The following is a 21828-nucleotide window of genomic DNA, read 5'->3' as shown; positions in this document are numbered from 1 at the left end:
TTATTAAGAAAAAGCAAAAATGTTTGAAAAACCGATGAAAACCGCAAAAAAGGCCCCACAGAGCCAAAAAAAGCTGTATAATATCTGCGCGGCTGTCCCGGAGGGGGAGCGCCGCGAAACAGGAACAAAACAGAATGAAAAAATGAGAAAGAGGATTGCAGCATGAAAAAGAAGATCCTTGTGGGGGCGGCGATTCTGGTCGTGCTGGCCGCGGTGATTCTCACCGGCGTGCTGGTGGTCTCCAAGTATCTGGTGGGCGGCGAAAAGCGCACCCGGGACAAGTGGGAGATCGAGACCGGCACCTACACCTTCACCGACGACGAGATCCACGTGCAGATGTACCGCCAGCCGGTGGAAGCCAGCATCCAGGTGGCGCAGATCCTGCCCGGCGAGTACGAGCAGGAGGGCTTTACTTACTACGATGAAGAGGTGCAGCAGCGCCTGGCCCAGAGCCTGATGACCATGATGGACCGGGGCGGCTTCACCATGGAAGAGCCCCTGGCGGTGCTGAACCCCTTCGGCACCGGCTCCAACGGCCTGTATCTGTATTTCACCACCGACTACAACTGCCAGATCCGCTACACCGTCACCACCGACGACGAAACCATCCCCGCCTACACCGCCACCGCCAACTCCGCCCAGGAGTACGGCAAGGTGCAGGAATTTCTGCTCATCGGCCTGGTGGCCGGGCAGGAGAACCAGGTGACCCTGGAGGCGGTGAACAAGCAGGGCGAGGTGAAGGACAGCTTCACCTTCACCATCCAGATGCCCGCCACCACCTCCGGCCACGCCAACCGGCTGGAGGCCACCGAGGGCGAGAGCACCGCCGAGATGAGCGAGGGACTGTTCTACGCCATGGGCCTGAGCGACTACTACGGCTACACCTTCTTCTTCGACAACGACGGCATCCTGCGCTACGAGATGCTGCTGGACGGTTACCACTCCGACCGCATCCTCAGCCTGGGCGACCAGATCCTGGCCTGCGTGGGCAGCAATAAAATCGCCCGCATCAGCCGCATCGGCCAGGTGCTGCAGGTGTACGACCTGGGCCGCTTCGAGCTGCATCACGACTTCAACTGGGGCCCGGACGGCGAGCTGGTGGCCCTGGCCACCAACACCGAGAGCGAAACCGTGGAGGACCAGCTGATCGCCATTGATATGGACACCGGCGAGGTGACCCTGCTGGTGGATTTCAGCGCGTTGATGAACGATTACTTCGTGACCACCGAAAAGGTGTCGGCCAACAGCTCCTTCTTCTGGCAGGCGGGTCTTTGGGACTGGCTGCACCTGAACTCGGTGCAGTACCTGGAAGAGGAGGACGCGGTGGTGGTCAGCTCCCGCGAGAGCTCCACCATCATCAAGGTGAAGAACGTGCACGAGGAGCCCGCCATCGACTGGATGATCGGCGACGAGGCCTTCTGGGAGGGCACCGGCTATGAGCAGTACAGCCTGACGAAGGAGGGCGACTTCACCCCCCAGTACGGCCAGCACGACGTGACCGTGATCTACGATGACAGCCTGCCCGAGGGCCAGTATTACCTGCGCATGTTCGACAACAACTACTGGGCCAACAGCACCCGCACCGGCTACACCCCCAGTCTGCCGGATTCGGTGGGCCAGGCGCTCACCGAGGACGCGAGCATCGTGAGCCACGTGTACTACTACCTGGTGGACGAAAACGCGGGCACCTTCCGCCTGGCCTGGTCCTTCGATGTGCCCTACTCCAGCGTGGTGTCCAACGCGCAGCTTTTGGAGGGCGGCAACTACGTGGTGAACAGCGGCGTGCCCCAGGTCTACGGCGAGTACGACTCCGCGGGCAACCTGATCCGCCAGTTCCAGTACCACAGCATGATGAACGGTTACCGGGTCATGAAGGACGACTTCGTGGGCTACTGGTTCCGTTAAAAACAGCAAAAGAAACAGCGGCCCCCCCGCCCGGAAACTGCTCCGGGCGGGGGGCCTTTTTTGCTGCGTTCGGTTAAGGGGAGAAACGCCGGAAAGCAGGGGGAAAAAAGAAGCTTGACCCAACGTTAACACCAGGTAAAGGACGGCGAAAAACTGGGTAAAAACCCGGCCGGGAGGCCCACAAGTGCCCCGGGGCCTTGGTATGATGGAAAAAAACCGGAAAAATGAGCGGTCCGGCCCCGGTTTTGCCGCCGCTCGTTTCGTATTCTGTAATACCACGCCCGGGGAAAGGAACGACCGCCCTTATGCAGACCGACCACGCCATTCTGGAACAGGTGGCTCAGGCCAAAACCAGCCTGGAGCGCGCCGACGAACTGATCCGGCAATACCAGCCCTTCATCAAGGCCCAGGCCAGCCGGGCGCTGGGCCGCCTGTGCACCGAGCAGGACGATGCGTTCAGCATCGGGATGATCGCTTTTCATGAGGCCATCCGGGGCTACAGCCGGGTCCGGGGCAGCTTTTTGCAGTATGCGGCGCTGGTGATCCGCAGCCGCGTGCGGGACGAGCAGCGCCGGGAGCGCCGCCATGCCCCCCACGCCCGGCTGGACCAGCCCGGCCCGGAGGAGGGCCAGACCCTGGGCGAGCGGCTGGCCGACCCGGAGGACCCGATGGACGCCGCCGAGGGACGGCTGGCCACCCAAAAGGAGATCCGGGAGCTGACCGAGACCATGGCCGGGTTCGGCATCGCCCTTTCGGACGTGGCCGAGAACTGCCCCCGCCAGCAGCGCACGCTGGAGGCCTGCAAGCAGGCGGTGCGCTACGCACGGGAGCATCCCGAGCTGCTGGAGGAGCTGCTGCGCACCAAAAAGCTGCCCCTGGCCCGGCTGTGCGAGGGGTCCGGCGCGGCCCGCAAAACGCTGGAACGGCACCGCAAATACATCACCGCCCTTCTTTTGATCTACACCAACGGCTACGAGATCATCCGGGGGCACATCTGCCAGATGCTGGCGCCGCAAGGAGGTGAACGCCCCGCATGAAATACCTTGTGATGGAAGTAAGGCCCAGCTACGCCATCCTGCTGGACGAGGAGGGCCGCTTCGTGCGGGCGGCCAACCTGCACTATGAGCCGGGCCAGACGGTGGAGCACATCGTGCCCATGCGCACCCGCGCCCCCCGGGGCAAAGGGGTGCTGGTCTGGCTGCCGGGTATGCTGGCGGCCGCCTGCCTGGTGCTGATGGCGGCCGTGCTGCTGCGTGCGCCCATTGCCCCCTATGCGTCGGTGTATCTGACCATCAACCCTCAGGTGCGCATCGACGTGGACCGCAAGAGCATGACCCGGGGCCTGGAAGGGGTGAACCAGGACGGCCAGGACCTGGTGGAGGGCTACGACTGGAAGGGCAAGCACCTGGACCAGGTGACCGACGAGCTGATCGACCGGGCGGTGGACATGGGCTATCTGGCCCCCGGCGGGGCCATCACCATCGACCTGGAAGCGGAGGATGAGGACTGGGCCGTCCAGACCAACCAGGCGCTGCAGACCCATCTGGAGGAATACCTGCAATACCAGAACCTGCGGGTCACGGTGCAGGTGGGCCAGAGCGTGAGCATCCCGGTGGCTCCCAAGGCCACGGCGCCGCCCGCGCCCGCCACCGCCGCCCCGGCCCCGAACCCCAACGACTCCGGCTACGGTGAGACCGACTACGGCACGGCCGCACCCACCCCGGAACCGGCGGGGGATTCCGGTTATGGCGAGGGGGACTCCGGCTACGGTGCAGCCCCCACCGCCGAACCCGAGGGCGACTCGGGCTATGAGGACGACGCCCCCGAAGCCGCGCCCACGGCGGCCCCCGCGCCGCAGGATTCCGGCTACGGGGAGCAGGGCGGTTCGCCCTACACGCCCCCCGCGCCCACGGCGGAACCGGCGGGGGATTCCGGCTACGAAGAGCCGGAGCAGCCGGAGCAGCCGGAGGAGCCCGAAGAGCCGGAACAGCAGGATTCCGGCTACGAAGAGGGCTGAAAAAACTTTTTTGAAAAAAGTTTTTCCCCGACCCCGGTTTTGCCGCCACAGGCTGCGTAATCTATGTCAGAAGCCAAGAGAAAAGGCTGTATGAAACATAAAAACAAATCACAGGTAAAAAGGAGACGATGGTATGACCAGAAAGAAACTGACCGCACTGCTCGGCGCCGGGTTGGCGCTTTCCATGGCCGTGTGCCTGCTGGCCGGCTGCTCCAAGCCCGCCCAGAGCACCGCCACCGCCGCCGCGCCCGCGGCCCTGAAACAGGGGGGCGTGATCTATTTGAAGGTGAACCCGGAGATCGCCGTGCGCTACGATGACAAGGGCATGGTCACCAGCCTGGAGGGCCGCAACCCGGACGGCAAGGAGATCCTGGACGGCTACACCGGCTATGAGGGCAAGGAGTGCAAGGCCGTGATCGGCGAGCTGGTGGCCCGCATCAACGAGGCCGGCTACTTTGTGGAAGAGGTGGAGGGCGAGAACCGCCAGATCACCCTGGAGGTGGCCCGGGGCTCCAGCCTGCCCGCCGACGATTTCCTCAGCGACATCGTGGAGCAGGTGCAGACCTACACCGCCGCCCAGCAGCTGACCAGCCCGGTGGAGGTGGACGGCGAGAGCAACTACGGCTGGACCGATTATGCCGACACCGACTACGGCCCGGACAACGACGGCGTGACCGACTACGCCGACACCGATTACGGCCCGGACAATGACGGCGTGACCGATTATGCCGAGAGCGGCCGCTCCGGCGGCGCTGCCACCCCGGCCACTCCCGCCCCCGGCGCCACCGACTACAACGACACTGATTACGGCCCGAACAACGACGGCGTGACCGATTACAACGACACCGACTACGGCCCGAATAACGACGGCGTGACCGATTACAACGACGACGGCGATTCCGGCTACACCGCGCCCGCTCCGGCTCCCGCGCCCACCGCGGCCCCGGCTCCCGCGCCGGACAATGGCGACTCCGGCTACGACGCGCCCGACAACGGGGATTCCGGTTACGATACCCCCGACGACGGGGACTCCGGTTACGATACCCCCGACGACGGGGACTCCGGCTATGACAACTGACCGCCCGCCGGTCTGGCGGCACGAATACAAGCACTGGATCAGCCCCCAGGAGGACTGGGTACTGGCCCGGCGGCTGGAGAAGCTGTTTGAAGCGGACCGGCACGCCGGGCCGGGGGGCGTGTACCGGGTGAACAGCCTGTATTTCGACACCCCCGCCGACACCGCCCTGCGCCAGAAGCTGGACGGGGTGGACCGGCGGGAAAAGTTCCGGCTGCGGTACTACGGGCAGGACACCGGCTTTCTGCGGCTGGAAAAAAAGAGCAAGAAAAACGGCCTGTGCCAGAAGCTCAGCGCCCGGCTGAGCGAGGAAGAGGTGCGGCTGCTGCTGGCCGGCCAGATTGACTTTTTATTGCACAGCGGCCAGCCCCTGCTGATGGAGCTGTACAGCAAGATGCGCGCCGGGCTGCGCCCGCGCACCGTGGTCTGCTACGACCGGCAGGCCTTTGTGTACCGGCCGGGCAACGTGCGCATCACCCTGGACCGGGACCTGCGCCGGGGCCCCGGTCCCGCCGCCTTTCTGGACCCGGAGGCTCTGGCCTGTACCGTGGCCCCGGGGGGCACCATTCTGGAGGTAAAATACGACGCCTTTCTGCCCGATCTGGTGCGCATGGCCGTGCAGGTGCCCGGCCGCCGGGCAGGGGCCTGGTCCAAATACGCGGCCTGCCGCAAATGGGAATGAGCGGTGGGTCGGGAGGGGTTTTATGACGTTTCAGGATATCTTCCGTTCCAGCTTTCTGGACAATTCCGCCGCGGTCAGCCCGCTGGATATGCTGCTGGCCATGGCTCTGGCTCTGGCGCTGGGCCTGTTCATCTTTTACATCTACAAAAAAAGCTACTGCGGCGTGATGTACGCCGCCAGCTTCGGGGTCACGCTGGTGGCCCTGTGCCTCATCACCACCCTGCTGATCCTGGCAGTCACCAGCAACGTGGTGCTGTCGCTGGGCATGGTGGGCGCCTTGTCCATCGTGCGCTTTCGCACCGCCATCAAGGAGCCCATGGACATCGCCTTTCTGTTCTGGAGCATCGCGGCGGGCATCGTGCTGGCGGCGGGCTTTGTGCCGCTGGCGGTGCTGGGCAGCCTGCTGATCGGTCTGGTGCTGGTGGTGTTCGCCGGGCGCAAAAGCGCCGACCGGCCCTACATCCTGGTGCTGCACTGCGCCGGAGACGCTTCTGCCCGCGCCGCTGCCGCGCTGATGGAGGATTCGGTGGCCGCCCACTCGCTGAAAAGCAAGACCGTGAGCGCCCGGGGCACCGAGCTGAACTACGAGGTGCGCCTGCGTCAGGAGGATGCCTCCTTCGTGGAGCAGCTGGCCGCCATGGAAGGCGTGGAGGAAGCGGTGCTGGTATCCTACAACGGGGACTATATGGGGTGAAGCCATGCTGCGCCACAAACACATCGACCGCATCTGCCTTGCCGCCATGGCCCTTGCTCTGGTGCTGGCGGGGGTGCTCTGGATGGGGGAGGAGCTGGGCATCCGCCCCACTCACAGCGACCCGGCCTACGCCTCCCGTTTGTTCGACGCGGATCGGGTGCACACCATCGACATCCAGATCGAGGACTGGCAGGCCTTTCTGGACACCGCGCCAAAGGAGGAGTATTCCCCCTGCGCCGTGGTGGTGGACGGCGAGCGGTTCGAGCAGGTGGGCCTGCGGGCCAAGGGCAACAACTCCCGGCGGCTGATCGAGGAGTACGGCCTTTCCCGCTACAGCCTGAAGCTGGAATTTGACCACTACCAGAAAGGGGCCAGCTATCATGGACTGGACAAGCTCTCGCTGGACTGCTCCTTTCAGGACAACAGCTACCTGAAAAACCACACCGCCTACCGGATGATGGACTACATGGGGGTGCCCGCGCCCCTGAGCAGCTATGTGTGGGTGACGGTGAACGGGCAGGACTGGGGTCTGTTCCTGGCGGTGGAGGAGCCGGAGGAAGCCTTTGCCCGCCGCAACTTCGGGCCGGACCACGGCCAGCTGTACAAGCCGGACTACAAGCGCCTTTCGGACGAAAACCCGGACGTGGCCCTGCGCTACACCGGCCCGGAGGAGGAACGCTACGACAACATCTTCCGCACCGCGAAATTCGACCCCTCCCCGGCGGACAAGCAGCGGCTGATCAAGGCGCTGGAACAGCTTTCCACCGGGCAGCAGCTGGACAGGGCGGTGGACCTGGACCAGGTGCTGCGGTACTTTGTGGTGCAGGTGTTCACCGTCAATCTGGACAGCTACCTGGGCCGCACCGGCCACAACTATTTTCTCTACGAGGAAAACGGGCGGCTGAGCATGCTGCCCTGGGACTATAACCTGGCCTTCGCCACCTATTCGCTGGGCATGCCGGACCCCATCAACGATGCGGAGCTTTATGTGAATTACCCCATCGACACCCCCGCGTCCGGCGAGGTGATGAAGAACCGCCCGCTCTACCATCAGGTGATGAAACATAACGAATGCTTTGCCGCCTACCACCGATATTTCGATGCGTTTCTGAGCGGATATTTTGAGAGCGGACGTTTTGCGGCCGAGACCGCCGCCACCGCCCGGATGATCGCCCCCTACGTGCGGCGGGACCCCACCGCCTTCTGCTCCTATGAGGACTTCTGCACCGGGGTGGATACCTTTACCGACTTCTGCCTGCTGCGGGCCGAGAGCGCCCGGGGCCAGCTGGAAGGCAGCATCCCCTCCACCTGGAAGGAGCGGGAGGAATGGGGCGGCCCCTACGTGGACGCTTCGTCGGTCTGGCTGCCGGACCTGGGCGAGCTTGCCGACCTGGCAGACGGCGTGCACTGATTGACTGAAAAACAACAGCGCGGCCCCGAACTGGAAAAACCGGTTCGGGGCCGCGCTGTTGTTTGTAAGAGGGTCAGCTGCGCTGGATGGGGGTGAGCTGGGGCGAGGCGGCGGTGAACTGGTCCTTGTCCACCAGGCTGTAGCCATAGCGCTGGGCGGAGAGAGTGACGGAGGTGCCGTCGCCCCGGGGGGCCTGGATCTCCTCGGTGGTCAGGCTGCTCACCACCAGATAGCTGCTCTCGTTTTCCGCCAGCACGGTGGCGCCCAGCTTGTCCTTGCCGTCGTCCCGGCTCAGGCACAGGTCGGACCGGCTCACTTCGCCGGTGGGGATGTCCACCAGAAGCTGGCAGCCCTGATGGAGCTGATCGTCCCAGCAGGGGAGAAAGAAGGTGTCGCCGATCACATAGGGCTGCTCGATTTGATGCAGAGATTCCCCCTGGGCCGTCAGCGGCAGGGTGCGCTGGGGCTGGCCCTTTTCGTCGCAGATGGCCAGCTGCAGCCCGTTGTTGGGATAAAACAGCAGCAGGGTCTCGCCCGCCATATAGGGCTCGGCATACTGCGTGTCGTCCGGGCACAGGTCCGCCAGCTCGGTCACCTGGCCGGTGGCCGGGTCCAGCGTGGCCAGCGTGTGGGTGGTGGCGCCCAGAACCCCCATGCTGTCGGCCTTGTCCGGGTCGTAGCCCATCCGGTGCAGGTACATCAGCCCGTCCCGGCAGCCGACCAGAGTCACGTCCTGATCGCCCGAAAGGGTGGCCACGGTGCTGCCGCTGCCGCCCTCCTTCGGCACCCGGATCGCCCGGATGTTATCGCCGGAGCGCTGGAACAGATACAAATGGTCCTCCGATGCGGCGGCACACATGAGCAGAGCGCCGCTGTCGCACTGGTACACCAGGCGGCGATCACTGCCGTCCGGCTCCATGCGGTACACCGCGTCGGTGCGGAGGAAGTAGAGCTGCCCGCCGGAGAGAAAGAGCCGGTAGTCCCCTTCGATGGAGTCCAGATAGGAGGTGTCGGTCTCGTCGGAATGGTCGCTGTTCACCTGGGCGGAGAGGGGCACGTCCAGCCCGCTGGCGTAGTCCACATAGTGGAGCTGACCGGCCAGGCTGTTGGCCGGGGTGGGCTCCACGTAGTAAAAGCCCTCCTCGCTGCCCGCCCCCTGGGAAAACAGCTGGTAGGGCAGCGGGGCGGTCAGCTCCTGCACCGGGCCGGAGGAAACGCCCTCGTCGGTACCGAAAGTCTGGCCGCTGCCGGAGGGCGCGGCGCTGGCCGGGGCCTTGCCGCAGCCGGCCAGCAGAGCCAGCGCGGCGGCGACGGCGGCAAAACGGATAAAACAGGTTGAACGGTTCATACGATTTGCTCCTTTTGAGATAAAATCAGCTCCAGCGTTCTTGCAGCTTTTCGGCGGCCAGCCAGCCTACTCCAAGCGCCATGACCAGAGCGCCAAGCCCGGCCCAGATGTCCGCCCGGCGGGCAAGCTCGGCCATGTGGAACAGGGGATAAAAGCCCACCCACCGCAGGCCGGAAAGCCCGCTCAAGGCCAGCAGCGGCGGCAGGCAGAAGGCGATGCTGCCCAAAAACATGGCCCCCAGCGTGTTGCCGACGTACTCGGAAAAGGACATCATCAGCAGCATCATGCAAAGGCAGGCCGCCAGCCGGGCCAGCACGGCAAAGACCAGCAGGTCGGAAAGGCTCACCCAGGCAGGGATGGCCGCGTAGTCCTGCAGGCTCATGGCCGGGGCGAAGGGACGGCAGAGGCCGTAGTCCCGCAGCACGATGATGAAACGGGGCAGGCAGGTGAACAGCCAGACCAGCACCGCGCCCAGCGCCCCCACCGCCAGCTTGCGGCGCAGGGTGGTCCGGCGGCCCAGCGGCGTTGCCATCACCACCCGCTTCATGCCGCCCGCGTGCTCAAAGGCGAACAGGCCGGAAAAACAGATGCAGCTCACAAGGCCCGCGATCAGGGTGTCCTGCAGATCGCCCTCGCCGGAGAAGCAGAACAGCTTCTGCCAGCCGCTCTCGTAGACCAGCTGGGCCTTGGGATGCTCCTTTAAGTAACTCAGGTTCCCGTACTGGATGCGCTGGAAGACGTTCATCTTCTGCTGTAAGCCGTAGTAGGCGCCCATCTGGGCCTGGTAGCTCTCCTCGGTGATCTGGCCGGATTGCAGCGCCGCGTCCAGCCGGCGGATGGGCTCGAACTCCTCGTTCAGCTCCAGCAGCTTCTGGTGGGTGGCCTCGGTGTAGGGCCCGGCCAGCTGCTTCATGTACCAGGCGTAATAAATTTCCTCCGCGTCGATGTAGCTTTCGGTGGTCACGGTCTGGAAGGTCTGGTATCCGGCGAAGGCCAGCAGCACCACCGCCGCGCCGCAGAGCAAAAACAGCTTGCGGCCCTCCTGCCGCAGCACGGTGGTGGCTTTGGTTTGGGCCGCTTTCCGCCGCAGCCCGGCGAAGGCCGGGGCCGCCAGCAGCTGCCCCCGGCAGAAGAGCAGGCAGAAGCCGCCCGCCAGTAAGCTGCCGTACAAAATCACCGCCAGCCATTCCACCAGCGGCAGGCTGACCGGAGTATCGAACCAGTAAAGGTTCCGGTAGTTGCCCAAAAGCTCGTTGGTGCGCAGGATGCTCACCAGATTCGCGTATTTGATCACGTTCAGGCGGCTGGTGGCGGGAATGGCCTGCCGGATGAGCCACTGGGCGGCGGGCAGGGCCAGCGCGGCGCACCAGCCCGCAAAGGCCCGGCGGGCCCACAGGGCGGCCAGCATCACCCAAAGGCCCATCACGAAGGCCCCGGCCCACTTGGCCAGCAAAAACAGCACCAGATACTGCCCCACTGTGATCTGCATGGTGCAGCGCATCAGGGCGGGCACGCTCTGGATGCTGCGCCCCAGCGGCCCGAGACCGAAGGTAAGCCCGCAGTAGACAAGGTTCACGCCGTACAACAGCAGCAGCACGGCCAAAAGGCTCACCGCCAGCGCGCCCAGCTTTGCCAGCGCGGTGTGCATCCGCCCACCGGGCATGCTGCGCAACAGGTTCAGCATGCCGCTGTCCCGCTCCTGGCGCAGCAACAGGCTCGCCACCAGAAGCATGGCCGCCAGCAGAATCAGGTCGGTGAACTGGTAGTCCAGCGCGGTGAACAGGCCCTTTTGCGGGGCATACTGAATGGCCACGCTGCTCATGCCCGCATACACGGCGGCGGTCTTGTCGATGTTGGCCCGGTCGTAGCCGCTTTTTCCGCTGTTGAAGATGGAAATGCCGGAGAGCTGATTTGCCTTGGCCTGCACGTCCTCCAGAAACTGGGGATAGCCCGCCACCGTGTCCAGCTCGGCCTTGAGCTGGCTCAGAAAGCTGTATTCCACCAGCAAATCGCCGGTGTAGAGCTGGTAGTCCTTGTCCTGGTAGGCCTGCTCGTATTTGGCGAAGAGGTCGGCGTATTCCTGCCGCACGTCCACCCCCAGATACCCGCCCACCGCCTGGTAGGAGAGGATCTGGTCGATCTGCAAAACGCCGTACACAAGGTCCAGCTTTTCGTTCAGAAAGGCCTGCTGGGCGGCGGTGTCCAGCCCGGCAAGGTCCCGGGCGGCGGCCCGCCAGGCCGCGGGCTGGGCGCTGCTTTCTCCGGGGCGGGTGCCGGTGTAGAGCAAAAACAGGTTGGCGGCGGCCAGCACCGCCAGACATAAGGCGAAGATGCGCTGGCCCCAGACTTTTTTCAGTTCGGCAAGCAGCAGCCTCATTTGCCATCCTCCTCACCGAATACCGAAAGATACACCGCTTCCAGATTCTGCCCCGGCGCGTGGGCGGCGATCAGCTCGCTCACCGGGGCCTGGTCCACCAGCTTGCCGTTTTTGAGCAGCAAAATTTCGGTGGCAACCGTCTCCACGTCGCTCACCACATGGGTGGCCACCAGGATGATCCGGTCCCGCGCCAGCTCGGCCAGCAGGCTGCGCAGCCGCACCCGCTCTTTGGGGTCCAGCCCGGCGGTGGGCTCGTCCAGAATCAGCAGCTTCGGGTCCCCCAGAAGGGCGCTGCCCAGCAAAAGCCGCTGCTTCATGCCGCCGGAGTAGGCGGCCAGGCGCTTGTCCAGCTCATCGGAAAGATTCACCCATTCCGCCACCCGCTCCACCTGGGCGGGCACCTCTTTGGCGGGAATTTCCTTCAGGGCGCACATATAGGCCAGAAACCGGCGGCCGGTGTAGCTGTCGTAAAGGCCCTGCTGCTGGGGCATGTAGCCCAGCACCCGGCGGAATTTGATGTCCAGCGCGCGGGCGCTTTTGCCGCACCACTGCACGGTGCCGCCGTCCGCCTTCAGGCTGCCGGTGATGATGTTGATGAGGGTGGACTTGCCTGCGCCGTTGGGGCCAAGAAGGCCATACAGGCCCGGGCCAAGAGAAAAGCTCACCCCGGCCAGGGCCTGTTTTTTTGTGGTGGGGCGGCCAAACAGGCCGCCCCGGGTCAGATAGCTTTTTTTCAGATTTTCCACCGCAAGGCAAGGGGCGGGATTCGTTTGCTGGGTCATGGTCATTCACCTCGAAAATGCCGCGCCCGGTCAGACGCAGTCGTTCACCGGCAGGTAGCCGTCCGGATTGGAGTTCAGATAATCCTGTCGGGAAAGGAAGGCGTACACGTTGGCCGGAAGGCCGGTGCCGGAATCGATGCGGTAGTCCGAAGCTACCAGGCACAATTCGCCCACCTGGCTCAGCACCATCACCGGCCGGTCGTTGAAGGGGGTGCGCAGGGTCATCTCGGTGCAGCTGCCCGCCGGAAAATCCAGCACATAGGCGCACAGGTCGTAGTCGCCGGTGCTTTGGGTGCTGGCGGCGGTGAGCAGCAGTTTGCCGTCGAACAGGTAGCGCAGGGAGGGCGCGCCGTAGCCCTCCTTCAGCGAAAAGGCGCAGGTGAGCTGCTCGCCGGTCGCAAGGTCCAGCCGTGTGGCGGTGCGGGCGGTCTCGTCGATGGTGAAGAGATACTCGCCGCCCACAAGGGAGCTGCCGCTAGCGCTGCGGTCGGTGTAAAAGGGCTGCTCCAGCTTGTTGTCCCGGATGGAGTACATGCAGTAGCGAAGCCCCTCTTCGGTGACCTGCTGAAAGCACAGCTTGTCCCCCGCGCAGCCGCAAAGGGCGTAATACGCCCCGTCCACGCCCAGGTCCAGCAGCGCTTCGGCCTTCCCGGCGGAAAGGTCCGCGCACCAGAGCTGGTAGCGGTTCTGGCCGTTTTCGCCGGTCTCCATCAGGTCAAAATACAGCCGGTCCCCGGCCAGGAAAAAGCTGCCCGCCGGCTGCTGACCAGCCGAAAGGGTGAAGGCGGTGCGCCGGTTGGAGCCGTCGAAATCCATGGTCATGGCCCGGGGGCCGCTGTCCTCGCCGGTTTCGGCGAAAAACACCAGCAGCCCGTCCCCGCCGCGCAGCAGAAGGGGAGGAAAGCTGGCGCCGGGGGTGGCAATGTAGCTGGTGCAGCGGTCGCTGTCGTGGCTGCAGCCCGGGTCGGCGCACAGAAAGATGCGGCTTTTGGTGGCGGCGTCGGTGTAAAACAGGTTGGCCGAGCCGGGGGAGATGCTTTGCAGTTCATAAACGCCCTCGTCGGTGGGCACGTAGACGCCGTCCCCGGCGCTGGAAACGGCGGCGGGCTGGGCGGTACCGCTTTCAGCGGAAAGGCCGGGATCACCGGAGCGGGCCGCGCCGCAGCCGGTCAGGCAGCAGGCGGCCAGGGCCCCGCAGAGAAAAAGGGCGGAAATTCGGGTCGTTAACATGGTCGTTCACCTCGAAAATGGGCCGGCTCATTCCAGCCGGGTAACGGGCCGGTAATTGGGCTTGGAGGCCCAGAAATCCGCTTCGGAAATCAGGGCGAAGGCGTGGACCGGCTCGTCGATCCCGTAGGAAATGCCCCCCGACCCCGGCACCTTCACGGTGCGGTAGCTGAGGCTGGGAGCCACCAGATAATCGCCGCCCGGCTGGGCGAAGACGTTCAGCATGCGCATCGTGTCGCGGGGGTCGGTGCTGTCGGCAAAAAGCTCCTGCCGGGTGGTTTTGCCCGTCTGGTCGATGAGGAAATTATAGGCGGTGCGGTCCTCGTGGGCCTGCACCACATAGCCCGCGCCGGTCACAGAGGCAAGGATGACAAAATCCAGCGAGCGGCCGCTGAACAGGTCGGTGGAGAGAGTGGTCTTCTCGCCGGTGGCGATCTGGATGCGGCGCAGCGTGCCGGTTTGGGTCTCCAGCAGAATCAGCGCGCCGTCCCGGCAGGCGGCGCTCACCGGTTCCGCACTGTTGTACAACTCCCGCAGCTCGCCGCTGTCCACATTGTAGGCGGCGTAGGCATTCAGGGTGTCCGACACCACGGATTGCAGCACCAGCTCCCGCCCGGCCGCGCCCACGATGCGCATTTCCCGCCGCTGCACCGAATTGTCGGTGGTCACCTTGCCGGTGGCCAGGTCGATGGCCGCGATGCGCTTTTCGCCGCTGCCCTCGCCCTCGCCGTAATCGGTCACGATGGTGTAAAAGGTCCCGTCCCCGGCGGCGGGCAGAGAGGTGAACGCATCGGATGCGCCGAAGCGGGCCACCTCCCGGCGGCCGGAGCCGTCCGGCGCAAGGGTCAGCACCCGGGGCAGGGCGGCTTCGCGGTATTCCGCGAAGGCGTCGGAATCCCAGGGAGAGCCGTTGAAGGTGACGAACACCTGCTCGTCGGTGGCGTAAACGTTGGCGCTGGTGCCGCTGTATGCGAACCAGGCGGGGCAGGTTTCGCCGCTGTGGGAGCAGTTGGGCTGGCTGCACAGGGGCAGGTCCTCGCCGGTGGCGTAGTCGATGTAGCGCAGAAGGGACGCGCCGCCGTCCAGCGTGGACAGGTAATAGTAGCCGCTGGAATTGCCGCTGCCGAAAGCGGTGTCCTGGCCGAGGGCTTTTAGCCCGCCGGAAGCGGTGGGCAGGGTGACCTGGGCGGTTTCACTTTCGGCGGCGGCGCCGGAACCACCGGAAGGGGCCGGGGCTGCGCCGCACCCGGCCAGCAGCAGGCAGGCGGTGAGGATGGCAACGAGTCGTTTCATAAAAAGGGCCTCCTTTTGCCGGAGAAAAGGCTGATTTCCTTCGGCTTGTTTCTGGCCCCAGTATAGCCCTTTGCCGGGCACGGTGTATGCAAGGAGATGTAACGAAACTGCAAATTCCCGGCTCACAGGCCCCAGTCGCCGAAGGGCTCGGCGCTGGGGGTACCGGCCCAGTAATCCGCCTTGGAGATGGCCGCGTACTGGGGCTTTGTGCCCGGAACGTAATGCGTGGTGCCGTCCGCGCCGGTCTGGGGCAGCGAGACGTCCTGCTGCGAGAGGATGATGAGATAGTGGTCCTCGTCCAGGTCGGTCACCCGGCTGGCGGCGGTGGTCTCGCCCAGATAGGAATAGGTCAGCGTCCATTCCTTTGGCGCGCTGCCGTCGGCGCTGAGGGTGTAAAAGCGTTCCTGTTCCAGGGTGCCGGTGCCGGAAGCAAAGACCCGCTCCTCAAACAGCAGGCAGCCCGCGTCGCAGTCGTACACGGTGGCCTCGGTGCTGCCGCCCGGCTCGGGCAGGGTGTAGCCGGAAAGGGCGGTGTCCTGCCCGGTGGCAAGGTCCAGCAGATGGAACCGGCGGTCCTGCTGGTTTTCATACACCAGAGTGGAGCCGAAGAGGGACGGGTAGGGCTGACTCTCCGCCCACTGGTACACCGTTTCCCGCTCCAGGGTGGAAAGGTCCAGCCGCACCAGCTCGTAGCCCCCGGTCTCCCCGGTGCGGTAGAGGATGAGGGAGGAGTCCACGCAGCCCCACACCCACTCGTTCTGCTCCACGCTCAGGGGGCAGACCGTCCGGCAGGTACCCTTCACCGGGTCGATGCACACCAGCTCGGCTTCGGTGGTCTTCTCCAGGTAGGTGTTGAGCCGGGCGTAGATGACGCTGCCGTCGGTGGCCATGGGGCGTTCCACCGTCTGGTTGGCGGCAAAGTGCAGAGTCTCGTGGCGGTCGCTGCCGTCCAGGCCCATCACCTCCAGCCGGGGCAGGGCCGAGGCATCCGACCCGCCGCCGGGCTGGCCCGGGAAGAAGAGCACCAGTGTTTCGCCCACCACCTCCGGCAGCGCCCCACCGGGGGAAAGGGGGATGTAGCTGGTGCAGCTGTCGGAATCATGGGGGCAGCCCGGCGCGGCGCACAGGGGCAGGATCTGGCGGCTGGCGTAGTCCGCGTACCAGAGGTTGAAGCTGCCGTCGGCCCGGGCCCAGGGGGTGACGAAGTAAAGGCCGTCCGGCCCGAAGCCGCCCAGCGGAACGCCCCCGGAGCCCTGCAGCAGGCTCAGCGGACCGGCGGGGGCGGTGTCGGCGCTCTGGGTGCTTTGGGCGCTGCTCTGGGCGGGGGCGCTGGCTGGCTGGGAAGGGGCGCTTGCATCGGACGCGGGCGCGGCGCAGCCGGAAAGGGCAAGGCAGGCGGCCAGGGCAAGGGCGAACAGGGCATTTTTTTGCATGGTGGGTCAACTCCTCTTACAAAATAAAAATACGCGGCCCCGGAATGAATGCTCATCCGGGGCCGCGTTTCTGTACTCGCTGGGCCGCCGGGTCAGAAGGCGGGCTGGCAGGCGTTGTAATTGGCGGTACCGGCCAGAAAATCCTCAGCGGAAAGCCAGGCGTAGTGGGGCGTGACCCGCTCCACCGTGCTGACCATGCCGCCGAAGGATTCCTGCACCTGCCGGGTGGCGTACCGGTCGATCACATACACCCGGTCGCCGCTGGTTCCGCACACGGTCACCGGATGGCCCATGTTGTCCAGCAGGCCCAGCTCCCGAATCTGGCCGGATGTAAAATCCAGGCAGAAGTTGGAGTTGCGGGCCACGCCGCCCTCGGCCAGGTCGGCGGCAAGGAAGGCCTTGCCGCCGATGGTGCGCACGCTGTAAAGGCTTTCAAAGGGCAGGCCCTCCGGGTTGGGCAGCTCCCGGGTCTGGCCGTCGGAAAAGCTCTGGCGGGTGAAGCACTGCTTGTCGTAATCGTAGAGATACAGGCAGTCGCCGTCCACCACGCCGTATTGCTGGGACAGCCGCCAGCTGGCCAGTTCCTCCAGACCGGCGGGGGCGTCCGCGTCCAGCCGGTTCAGGTGGTGGATGTTGCGGCTGTCGATGGTCTTGACCAGCAGCGACCGGTCATAGGCTCCCACCAGCCAGAAGCCGGTGTCCTCGGGGGCGTCCATCAGGGGATAGAGCGCGCCGTTTGTCTTGTCCAGCGCGCAGAGGCTGCGTTTGGACTGGCCGTCCGCGCCGGTCTCGGACAGCAGGAAGTAAAGAAAGCTGCCGTCGGCGGCGTAAAGGTCGGGGTCGGGCTCCTGACCGGAGGAGAAGCGGGCCAGCACCCGGCGGCCGGAGCCGTCCGGCTCTATCACCTCCACCCGGGCGGGCTCGCTGCCGTCAGAGGAGGAACCGAATACCAGATACAGCCGCTCGCCGTCGCACAAAAGGCTGGGAGTGATGCCGCCGGAGATGTCCACACAGGCGGTGCAGGCTTCGGAGTCGTGGGCGCAGCCCGGCGCGGCGCACAGCCGGGTCTGCTGATTCGAGGCGTAGTCCAGGAACAGCAGGGTGCAGCGGCCGTCCTCGCCGGTTTCCAGGGTATAAAATCCGTTTTCGGCAGCGGCGGCGCTTCCGGGCCCGCCCGGGCCGCTGATGATGCGCAGCGTGCCGGAGGCGGCAGGACGGGCCGGTGCGGCCCCGGTGCTCTGAGTGCTCTGGGCGGGGGCGCTGGCTGGCTGGGAAGCGGCCCCGGCATCGGATCGGGGCGCGGCGCAGCCCGCCAGCAAAAGGCAGGCGGTGAGGGTGGCGACGAGTCGTTTCATAAAAAGGGCCTCCTTTCGCCGGGGCAACAACGGGCGCGCCCGGCTGGTTTCTGGCCCCAGTATAGCCCCCGAGGGGGCACAGTGTATGCAAGGAGATGTAACGAAACTGCAAATTCCGGCTCACCGGGCGTCGGTGATGGGGGTGTAGGCTGCCTTGCCCGCCCAGAAATCCTCCTTGGAGATCACCGCCAGATGGGAGTCAATCAGGCGGGTGCCGGTCTCCACCAGAAACTGGGAATCCCACTCCGCCAGCAGCGGGTAGGGCACGGCTTCTCCCACCCGGTTCTCCCCGGGCAGCGGCAGTTCGGCAATCTGGCCGGTGGCCGGGTCCAGCCGGTACAGCCCGGCGGAGGGCTTGGCCTCCGGGTCGTTCGGGTCCACCGACACGCCCACCCCGTAAAAGGCCTGGCCGGAGGCGGCCACCGGCTCCAGCAGCGACAGGTTGGCGGGCAGGGTGATCAGCCGGTGCCGGTTGGAGCCGTCCGGCTCCATGCAGTCCAGCCATTGAAAGCCGGAGCCGTCCAGGTTGCCCAGAATGAGCTGGCCGTTCCAGACCGCCACGCTGGTGTTCTCCGTCAGCCAGCCGGTGCAGGCTTCGGAATCGTGTGCGCAGCCCGGGTCGGCGCACACCGGTACCCGAGTGAGGGTGGCAAAGTCGGTGAAGCAGAGGTTGTAGCCGCCGGGGCTGGCCATTCCGGATGCGTCCCGGGGGAGCACCTCATAAAAGCCGGTTTCGCTGGCCGCGCCGCAGGAAGAGTCCTCCAGCGGGGGAAAGAGCCATTCCAGCGGCTCGGCTTCGGGCGCTGCCGGGGCGGCGGAGGGAGCTGCACCGGCTTCGGGGGGCGCGGCGGGTGCGGCGCAGGCGCTGAGCGCCAGGGCAAGGCAGAGCAGGGCGGTCAACATTCGTTTCATGGATTCATTCCTCCTGTTGGCGGGGTTCGCCGTGTTTTGGGATGAATCCAGTAAACCCCGGCGGCGTTGCCGGGGTGTTTCCCGGATGTATCCGACCTGCATCACCGGCCTGTCTGTTCTGCTGTTTAGTAAACCACCGGCAGTTTTCCAAACTGTTTCATCCGGGCGGAAAAGCAGCGCAAAAAAGCGCGGCCCCGAACCATTTTCCGGTTCGGGGCCGCGCTGTTTGTGTTATCTGTTTACTTGGCGGCGGTGTCGGTGGTGGCCATCTCCTTGATGGAGGTGACCAGGCCCGCCAGATTCTGCATGTCGCTGGGGATGATGAGCTTGGTGGCACGGCCGTCGGCCACCTTGGCCAGGGCCTCCAGGCCCTTCAAAGCCAGCACCTTGTCGTTGGGGGCGGCCTCGTTCAGCAGGCGCAGCGAGTCGGCCAGAGCCTTCTGCACCTCCAGAATGGCCTGGGCTTCACCCTGGGCCTCACGGATGCGCTGCTCGCGCACCGCGTCCGCCCGCAGGATGGCGCTTTCCTTTTCGCCCTCCGCCTTGGTGATGGCGGCGGTCTTTTCGCCCTCGGCGATCAGGATGGCTTCGCGCTTCAGGCGCTCGGCCTTCATCTGCTTCTCCATGGCGTCCTGGATTTCGGCGGGCGGGATGATGTTCTTCACCTCAACCCGGTTGACCTTGATGCCCCACTTGTCGGTGGCCTGGTCCAGGATGGCGGTGATCTTGGTGTTGATCACGTCGCGGCTGGTGAGGGTGTGGTCCAGCTCCATGTCGCCGATGATGTTGCGCAGGGTGGTGGCGGTCAGGTTCTCGATGGCGCTCATGGGCCGCTCCACGCCGTAGGTGAACATCTTGGCGTCGGTCACCTGGAAGAAGACCACCGAGTCGATCTGCATGGTCACGTTATCCCGGGTGATGACGGGCTGGGGCTTGAAGTCCACAACCTGTTCCTTCAGGCTCACCTTCTTGACGACCCGCATCAGGAAGGGGACCTTGAAGTGGAAGCCCGCGCCCCAGGTGGCCTGGTACACGCCCAGCCATTCCACCACGTAGGCGTTGGCCTGGGGTACGATGCTGATGCAGCTGACCAGCAAAAGCAGCAGGATGACCAGAATGGGGATCAAAACAATCAATACTGTGGGCATAATCATTTCTCCGTTTCTTATTTGAAATCGCTGTTACATAAGGGGTGCGCGGGGATTACTGAACCGCGGCGGGGGTCTTTTCCGGGGCCACGGTCAGGGTGGTGCCGTTGATGGACTGCACGGTGCAGCGCTCGCCGGCGCGGATGGGGCTGTCGGTCACGGCGTTCCAGTCCACGCCGTCCAGCCGGACGCGGCCCACCACACCGGGGCGCAGGTCCTCCAGGGCCTGGGCGGTGCGGCCGATGTTCCGGTCCAGCTCCACGGCGGCGGCAGGCTTGACTGCGCGGGCCCGGCTGACCAGGGGCTTGGTGGCGATCAGCGCCACAAGACTTACCAGCAGGAACACCAGCGCCTGCCACAGCAGGTTATGGGTGAACAGGCTGGCAACCAGCGCCGCCAGCGCGCCCACGGCAAACCAGACGGTGACCAGGTTCGCGGTGGCCAATTCCACCACAACGAACACTGCCAGCAGCACGGCCCACAGCCAGATGGCCGCGGTGGTCGAAAGCAGGATCTCCATGGGTGTACTCCTCTCCGGCGGCGAGGGCCGCCTTTTTATTCAGGCGGGCATGCCGCCTGTGAAAGCATATGCAGCGGGAATATGGAACGAATATTCATTCGGGCGGCGGCCAGCTTCCGGCCCGGGCCGGAAAGTGGTGCCGTTGTCTGTATTTTACCAGATGGCGGGTGGGAATACAAAGCCCGCCTGGGGCAAAAATTGGCGGTTTTTTGCCTTTTTTGCGAAATTTTTGCCGGGGGAACCCCCAATCGAAGCCGGGCGAGGCGGGGCGAAGCCGGGCGGGCCCGGGCAAAAAACAAAGCCCGGAAGGGACGAACGATCCCCTCCGGGCACGAAAGAATGTTTAAGAGACCGGCGGCAAAAGGTGCGCTAGTGCCCCCAATACCGCCAGCTGAAATACTGCCAGGCCTCGCTGGCCAGCAGCGCCAGGGCGGACACGGTGGCCAGCGCCGCCCAGAGTAAATACACCTGCTGCCAGCCCCAGACGTCGCTCACCCAGCCGGAGAGCAGACCGCCCAGCGCCGCGCCCACGTAGGCCAGGAAATTGAAGATGCCGGTGAAGGCGGCGCTCTGGCCGGTGCGGGCAAAGCGCAGGGGAAGCAGGGTGGTGAGGATGGTGGTCACGCCATACACCAGCCCCAGCAGAAGGCCCAGGCAGATCACCAGCCCGGCCAGGCTGTTCTGCAAGGCCACCAGCAGCCAGCCGCAGGCGGCCCCGGCCCCGGTGAGGGCCAGCAGCGCCGCCTCCTGGCCGCCATGCAGCCGCCGCACCAGCCAGCCGGTGATCAGCAGTCCGGCGGTGCTGAACAGGGGGATGACTGCGGTGAACAGGCCCGCCAGGCCCTCCTGGCCCGGTCCGGCCAGCTGCCGCAGCAGGGTGGGGGCCCACAGGTTGATGCTCTCCTTGGTGGAGCCCTGGGCCAGGATCACAAAGGCGAAGCTGAGCATGGGCAGGGTGAGCATGGCGCGCAGAAGGCTGCCCGCCGGCCGGGGCTCGCCGGGCTCCTCTTTCTTGGCGGGGGAGGCAAGGGGCGTGGGCCGGTAGCACAGTCCGGCTTCGGCAGGGCTGGTTTTCAGCGCCCGCAGCCAGACCCAGAAAAAGCAAAAGGCGATGAGCGCCGGGCAGAAGAACACCCAGCGCCAGCCCCCCAGCCGCAGCACCGCGCCCAGACCGCTCCAGGCCACAAGATAGCCCAGCGTGGTGGGCAGGCTCAGCAGGATCGAGACCTTTAAGTACTCTGACGGTTCAAACCAGTTGGTGGTGATCTGCAAAATGGGGGGCCAGAACAGCGCCAGCGCCAGGCCGTTCAGGGTCCACAGCGCGGCCAGCGCCAGATAGCCCGAGCACAGGCCGATGGCCAGGTTGCAGGCTCCGCTGGCCGCAAGGCCCAGCGCCACCACCCGCTTGGGATTCCACTTCACGCTCAGCCAGCCGCCCAGCAGCTGGCCGGAGGCGTAGGTCCAGAAATACAGGGTGCTCACAAGACCCGTCTGCCCGCGGCCGATGGAAAGCACCCCCATCAGATCATCCAGCGCCAGCGAAAGATTGGTGCGCAGCAGGTAGGACACCGTATAGGCGGCCACGCATACCGCCATCACCCGCCGCTTGTGAACGGCCAGCACAGTGGACTGCTCTACAGCGATCACCT

Annotated in this window: 19 protein-coding genes; 8 read left to right on the top strand and 11 right to left on the bottom strand. The window is 65.2% G+C overall.

Annotated elements, in window-relative coordinates:
* The first annotated feature begins 19 nt into the window (after positions 1 to 19).
* From B5G03_RS17285 to B5G03_RS00600, 8 genes are all read left to right on the top strand, one after another.
* Positions 20 to 166 carry a hypothetical protein gene (locus tag B5G03_RS17285; protein ID WP_162613301.1) on the top strand — a complete coding sequence of 49 codons (147 nt, stop codon included), beginning with the start codon at positions 20 to 22 and terminating at the stop codon, positions 164 to 166.
* Positions 163 to 1905: an aryl-sulfate sulfotransferase gene (locus B5G03_RS00630; RefSeq protein ID WP_087179895.1), complete on the top strand. Its 1743-nt coding sequence runs from the start codon at positions 163 to 165 to the stop codon at positions 1903 to 1905. The genes B5G03_RS17285 and B5G03_RS00630 overlap by 4 nt, the downstream gene beginning before the upstream one ends.
* Before the next feature lie 305 nt (positions 1906 to 2210).
* Positions 2211 to 2942, top strand: a complete 732-nt coding sequence (locus B5G03_RS00625) for a sigma-70 family RNA polymerase sigma factor (RefSeq protein ID WP_087179894.1) — start codon at positions 2211 to 2213, stop codon at positions 2940 to 2942.
* The gene (locus tag B5G03_RS00620) at positions 2939 to 3922 is read left to right on the top strand and encodes an anti-sigma-I factor RsgI family protein (protein ID WP_087179893.1); all 984 of its coding nucleotides are present in this window, start codon (positions 2939 to 2941) and stop codon (positions 3920 to 3922) included. The genes B5G03_RS00625 and B5G03_RS00620 overlap by 4 nt, the downstream gene beginning before the upstream one ends.
* A gap of 133 nt (positions 3923 to 4055) precedes the next feature.
* Complete coding sequence (locus tag B5G03_RS00615) at positions 4056 to 5000, top strand: anti-sigma-I factor RsgI family protein (protein ID WP_087179892.1); 945 nt, start codon at positions 4056 to 4058, stop codon at positions 4998 to 5000.
* A complete protein-coding gene (locus tag B5G03_RS00610) occupies positions 4990 to 5679 on the top strand; it encodes a polyphosphate polymerase domain-containing protein (RefSeq protein ID WP_087179891.1) in 690 nt (229 codons plus the stop codon). Before B5G03_RS00615 ends, B5G03_RS00610 begins: the two co-directional genes overlap by 11 nt.
* A 22-nt stretch (positions 5680 to 5701) precedes the next feature.
* A complete protein-coding gene (locus B5G03_RS00605) occupies positions 5702 to 6373 on the top strand; it encodes a DUF4956 domain-containing protein (protein ID WP_087179890.1) in 672 nt (223 codons plus the stop codon).
* Between the two features lie 4 nt (positions 6374 to 6377).
* On the top strand, positions 6378 to 7784 hold the full coding sequence (locus B5G03_RS00600) for a CotH kinase family protein (RefSeq protein ID WP_162613300.1): 1407 nt from the start codon (positions 6378 to 6380) through the stop codon (positions 7782 to 7784).
* 73 nt (positions 7785 to 7857) lie between these two features.
* Here the strand turns inward: B5G03_RS00600 and B5G03_RS00595 are convergent, their stop codons facing one another.
* The 11 genes from B5G03_RS00595 to B5G03_RS00540 all read right to left on the bottom strand — a co-directional run bounded on the left by B5G03_RS00595 (position 7858) and on the right by B5G03_RS00540 (position 21826).
* Positions 7858 to 9132, bottom strand: a complete 1275-nt coding sequence (locus B5G03_RS00595) for a hypothetical protein (protein WP_087179888.1) — start codon at positions 9130 to 9132, stop codon at positions 7858 to 7860.
* 25 nt (positions 9133 to 9157) lie between these two features.
* Entirely contained in the window at positions 9158 to 11509 is a 2352-nt protein-coding gene (locus B5G03_RS00590) for an ABC transporter permease (RefSeq protein ID WP_087179887.1), read from the bottom strand.
* Positions 11506 to 12291 (bottom strand): ATP-binding cassette domain-containing protein, encoded by a 786-nt coding sequence (locus B5G03_RS00585; RefSeq protein WP_087179886.1) that lies wholly within the window; start codon positions 12289 to 12291, stop codon positions 11506 to 11508. Before B5G03_RS00585 ends, B5G03_RS00590 begins: the two co-directional genes overlap by 4 nt.
* Positions 12292 to 12321: 30 nt before the next feature.
* Positions 12322 to 13521: a hypothetical protein gene (locus B5G03_RS00580; protein ID WP_087179885.1), complete on the bottom strand. Its 1200-nt coding sequence runs from the start codon at positions 13519 to 13521 to the stop codon at positions 12322 to 12324.
* A gap of 27 nt (positions 13522 to 13548) precedes the next feature.
* Entirely contained in the window at positions 13549 to 14811 is a 1263-nt protein-coding gene (locus B5G03_RS00575) for an NHL repeat-containing protein (RefSeq protein ID WP_087179884.1), read from the bottom strand.
* A gap of 122 nt (positions 14812 to 14933) precedes the next feature.
* Positions 14934 to 16244, bottom strand: a complete 1311-nt coding sequence (locus B5G03_RS00570) for a TolB-like translocation protein (RefSeq protein ID WP_087179883.1) — start codon at positions 16242 to 16244, stop codon at positions 14934 to 14936.
* A 92-nt stretch (positions 16245 to 16336) separates the two neighbouring features.
* Entirely contained in the window at positions 16337 to 17599 is a 1263-nt protein-coding gene (locus B5G03_RS00565; protein WP_087179882.1) for a hypothetical protein, read from the bottom strand.
* 120 nt (positions 17600 to 17719) lie between these two features.
* Positions 17720 to 18511 carry a hypothetical protein gene (locus B5G03_RS00560; RefSeq protein ID WP_087179881.1) on the bottom strand — a complete coding sequence of 264 codons (792 nt, stop codon included), beginning with the start codon at positions 18509 to 18511 and terminating at the stop codon, positions 17720 to 17722.
* Between the two features lie 239 nt (positions 18512 to 18750).
* A complete protein-coding gene (locus B5G03_RS00555; RefSeq protein WP_087179880.1) occupies positions 18751 to 19659 on the bottom strand; it encodes an SPFH domain-containing protein in 909 nt (302 codons plus the stop codon).
* 55 nt (positions 19660 to 19714) lie between these two features.
* A complete protein-coding gene (locus tag B5G03_RS00550) occupies positions 19715 to 20179 on the bottom strand; it encodes an NfeD family protein (protein WP_087179879.1) in 465 nt (154 codons plus the stop codon).
* Positions 20180 to 20548: 369 nt separating this feature from the next.
* A complete protein-coding gene (locus tag B5G03_RS00540) occupies positions 20549 to 21826 on the bottom strand; it encodes an MFS transporter (protein WP_162613299.1) in 1278 nt (425 codons plus the stop codon).
* Positions 21827 to 21828 lie beyond the last annotated feature (2 nt).

This window comes from Gemmiger sp. An50, from assembly GCF_002161595.1.
Taxonomy (GTDB): domain Bacteria; phylum Bacillota; class Clostridia; order Oscillospirales; family Ruminococcaceae; genus Allofournierella.
This window is presented reverse-complemented; position numbering and strand designations above follow the sequence as displayed.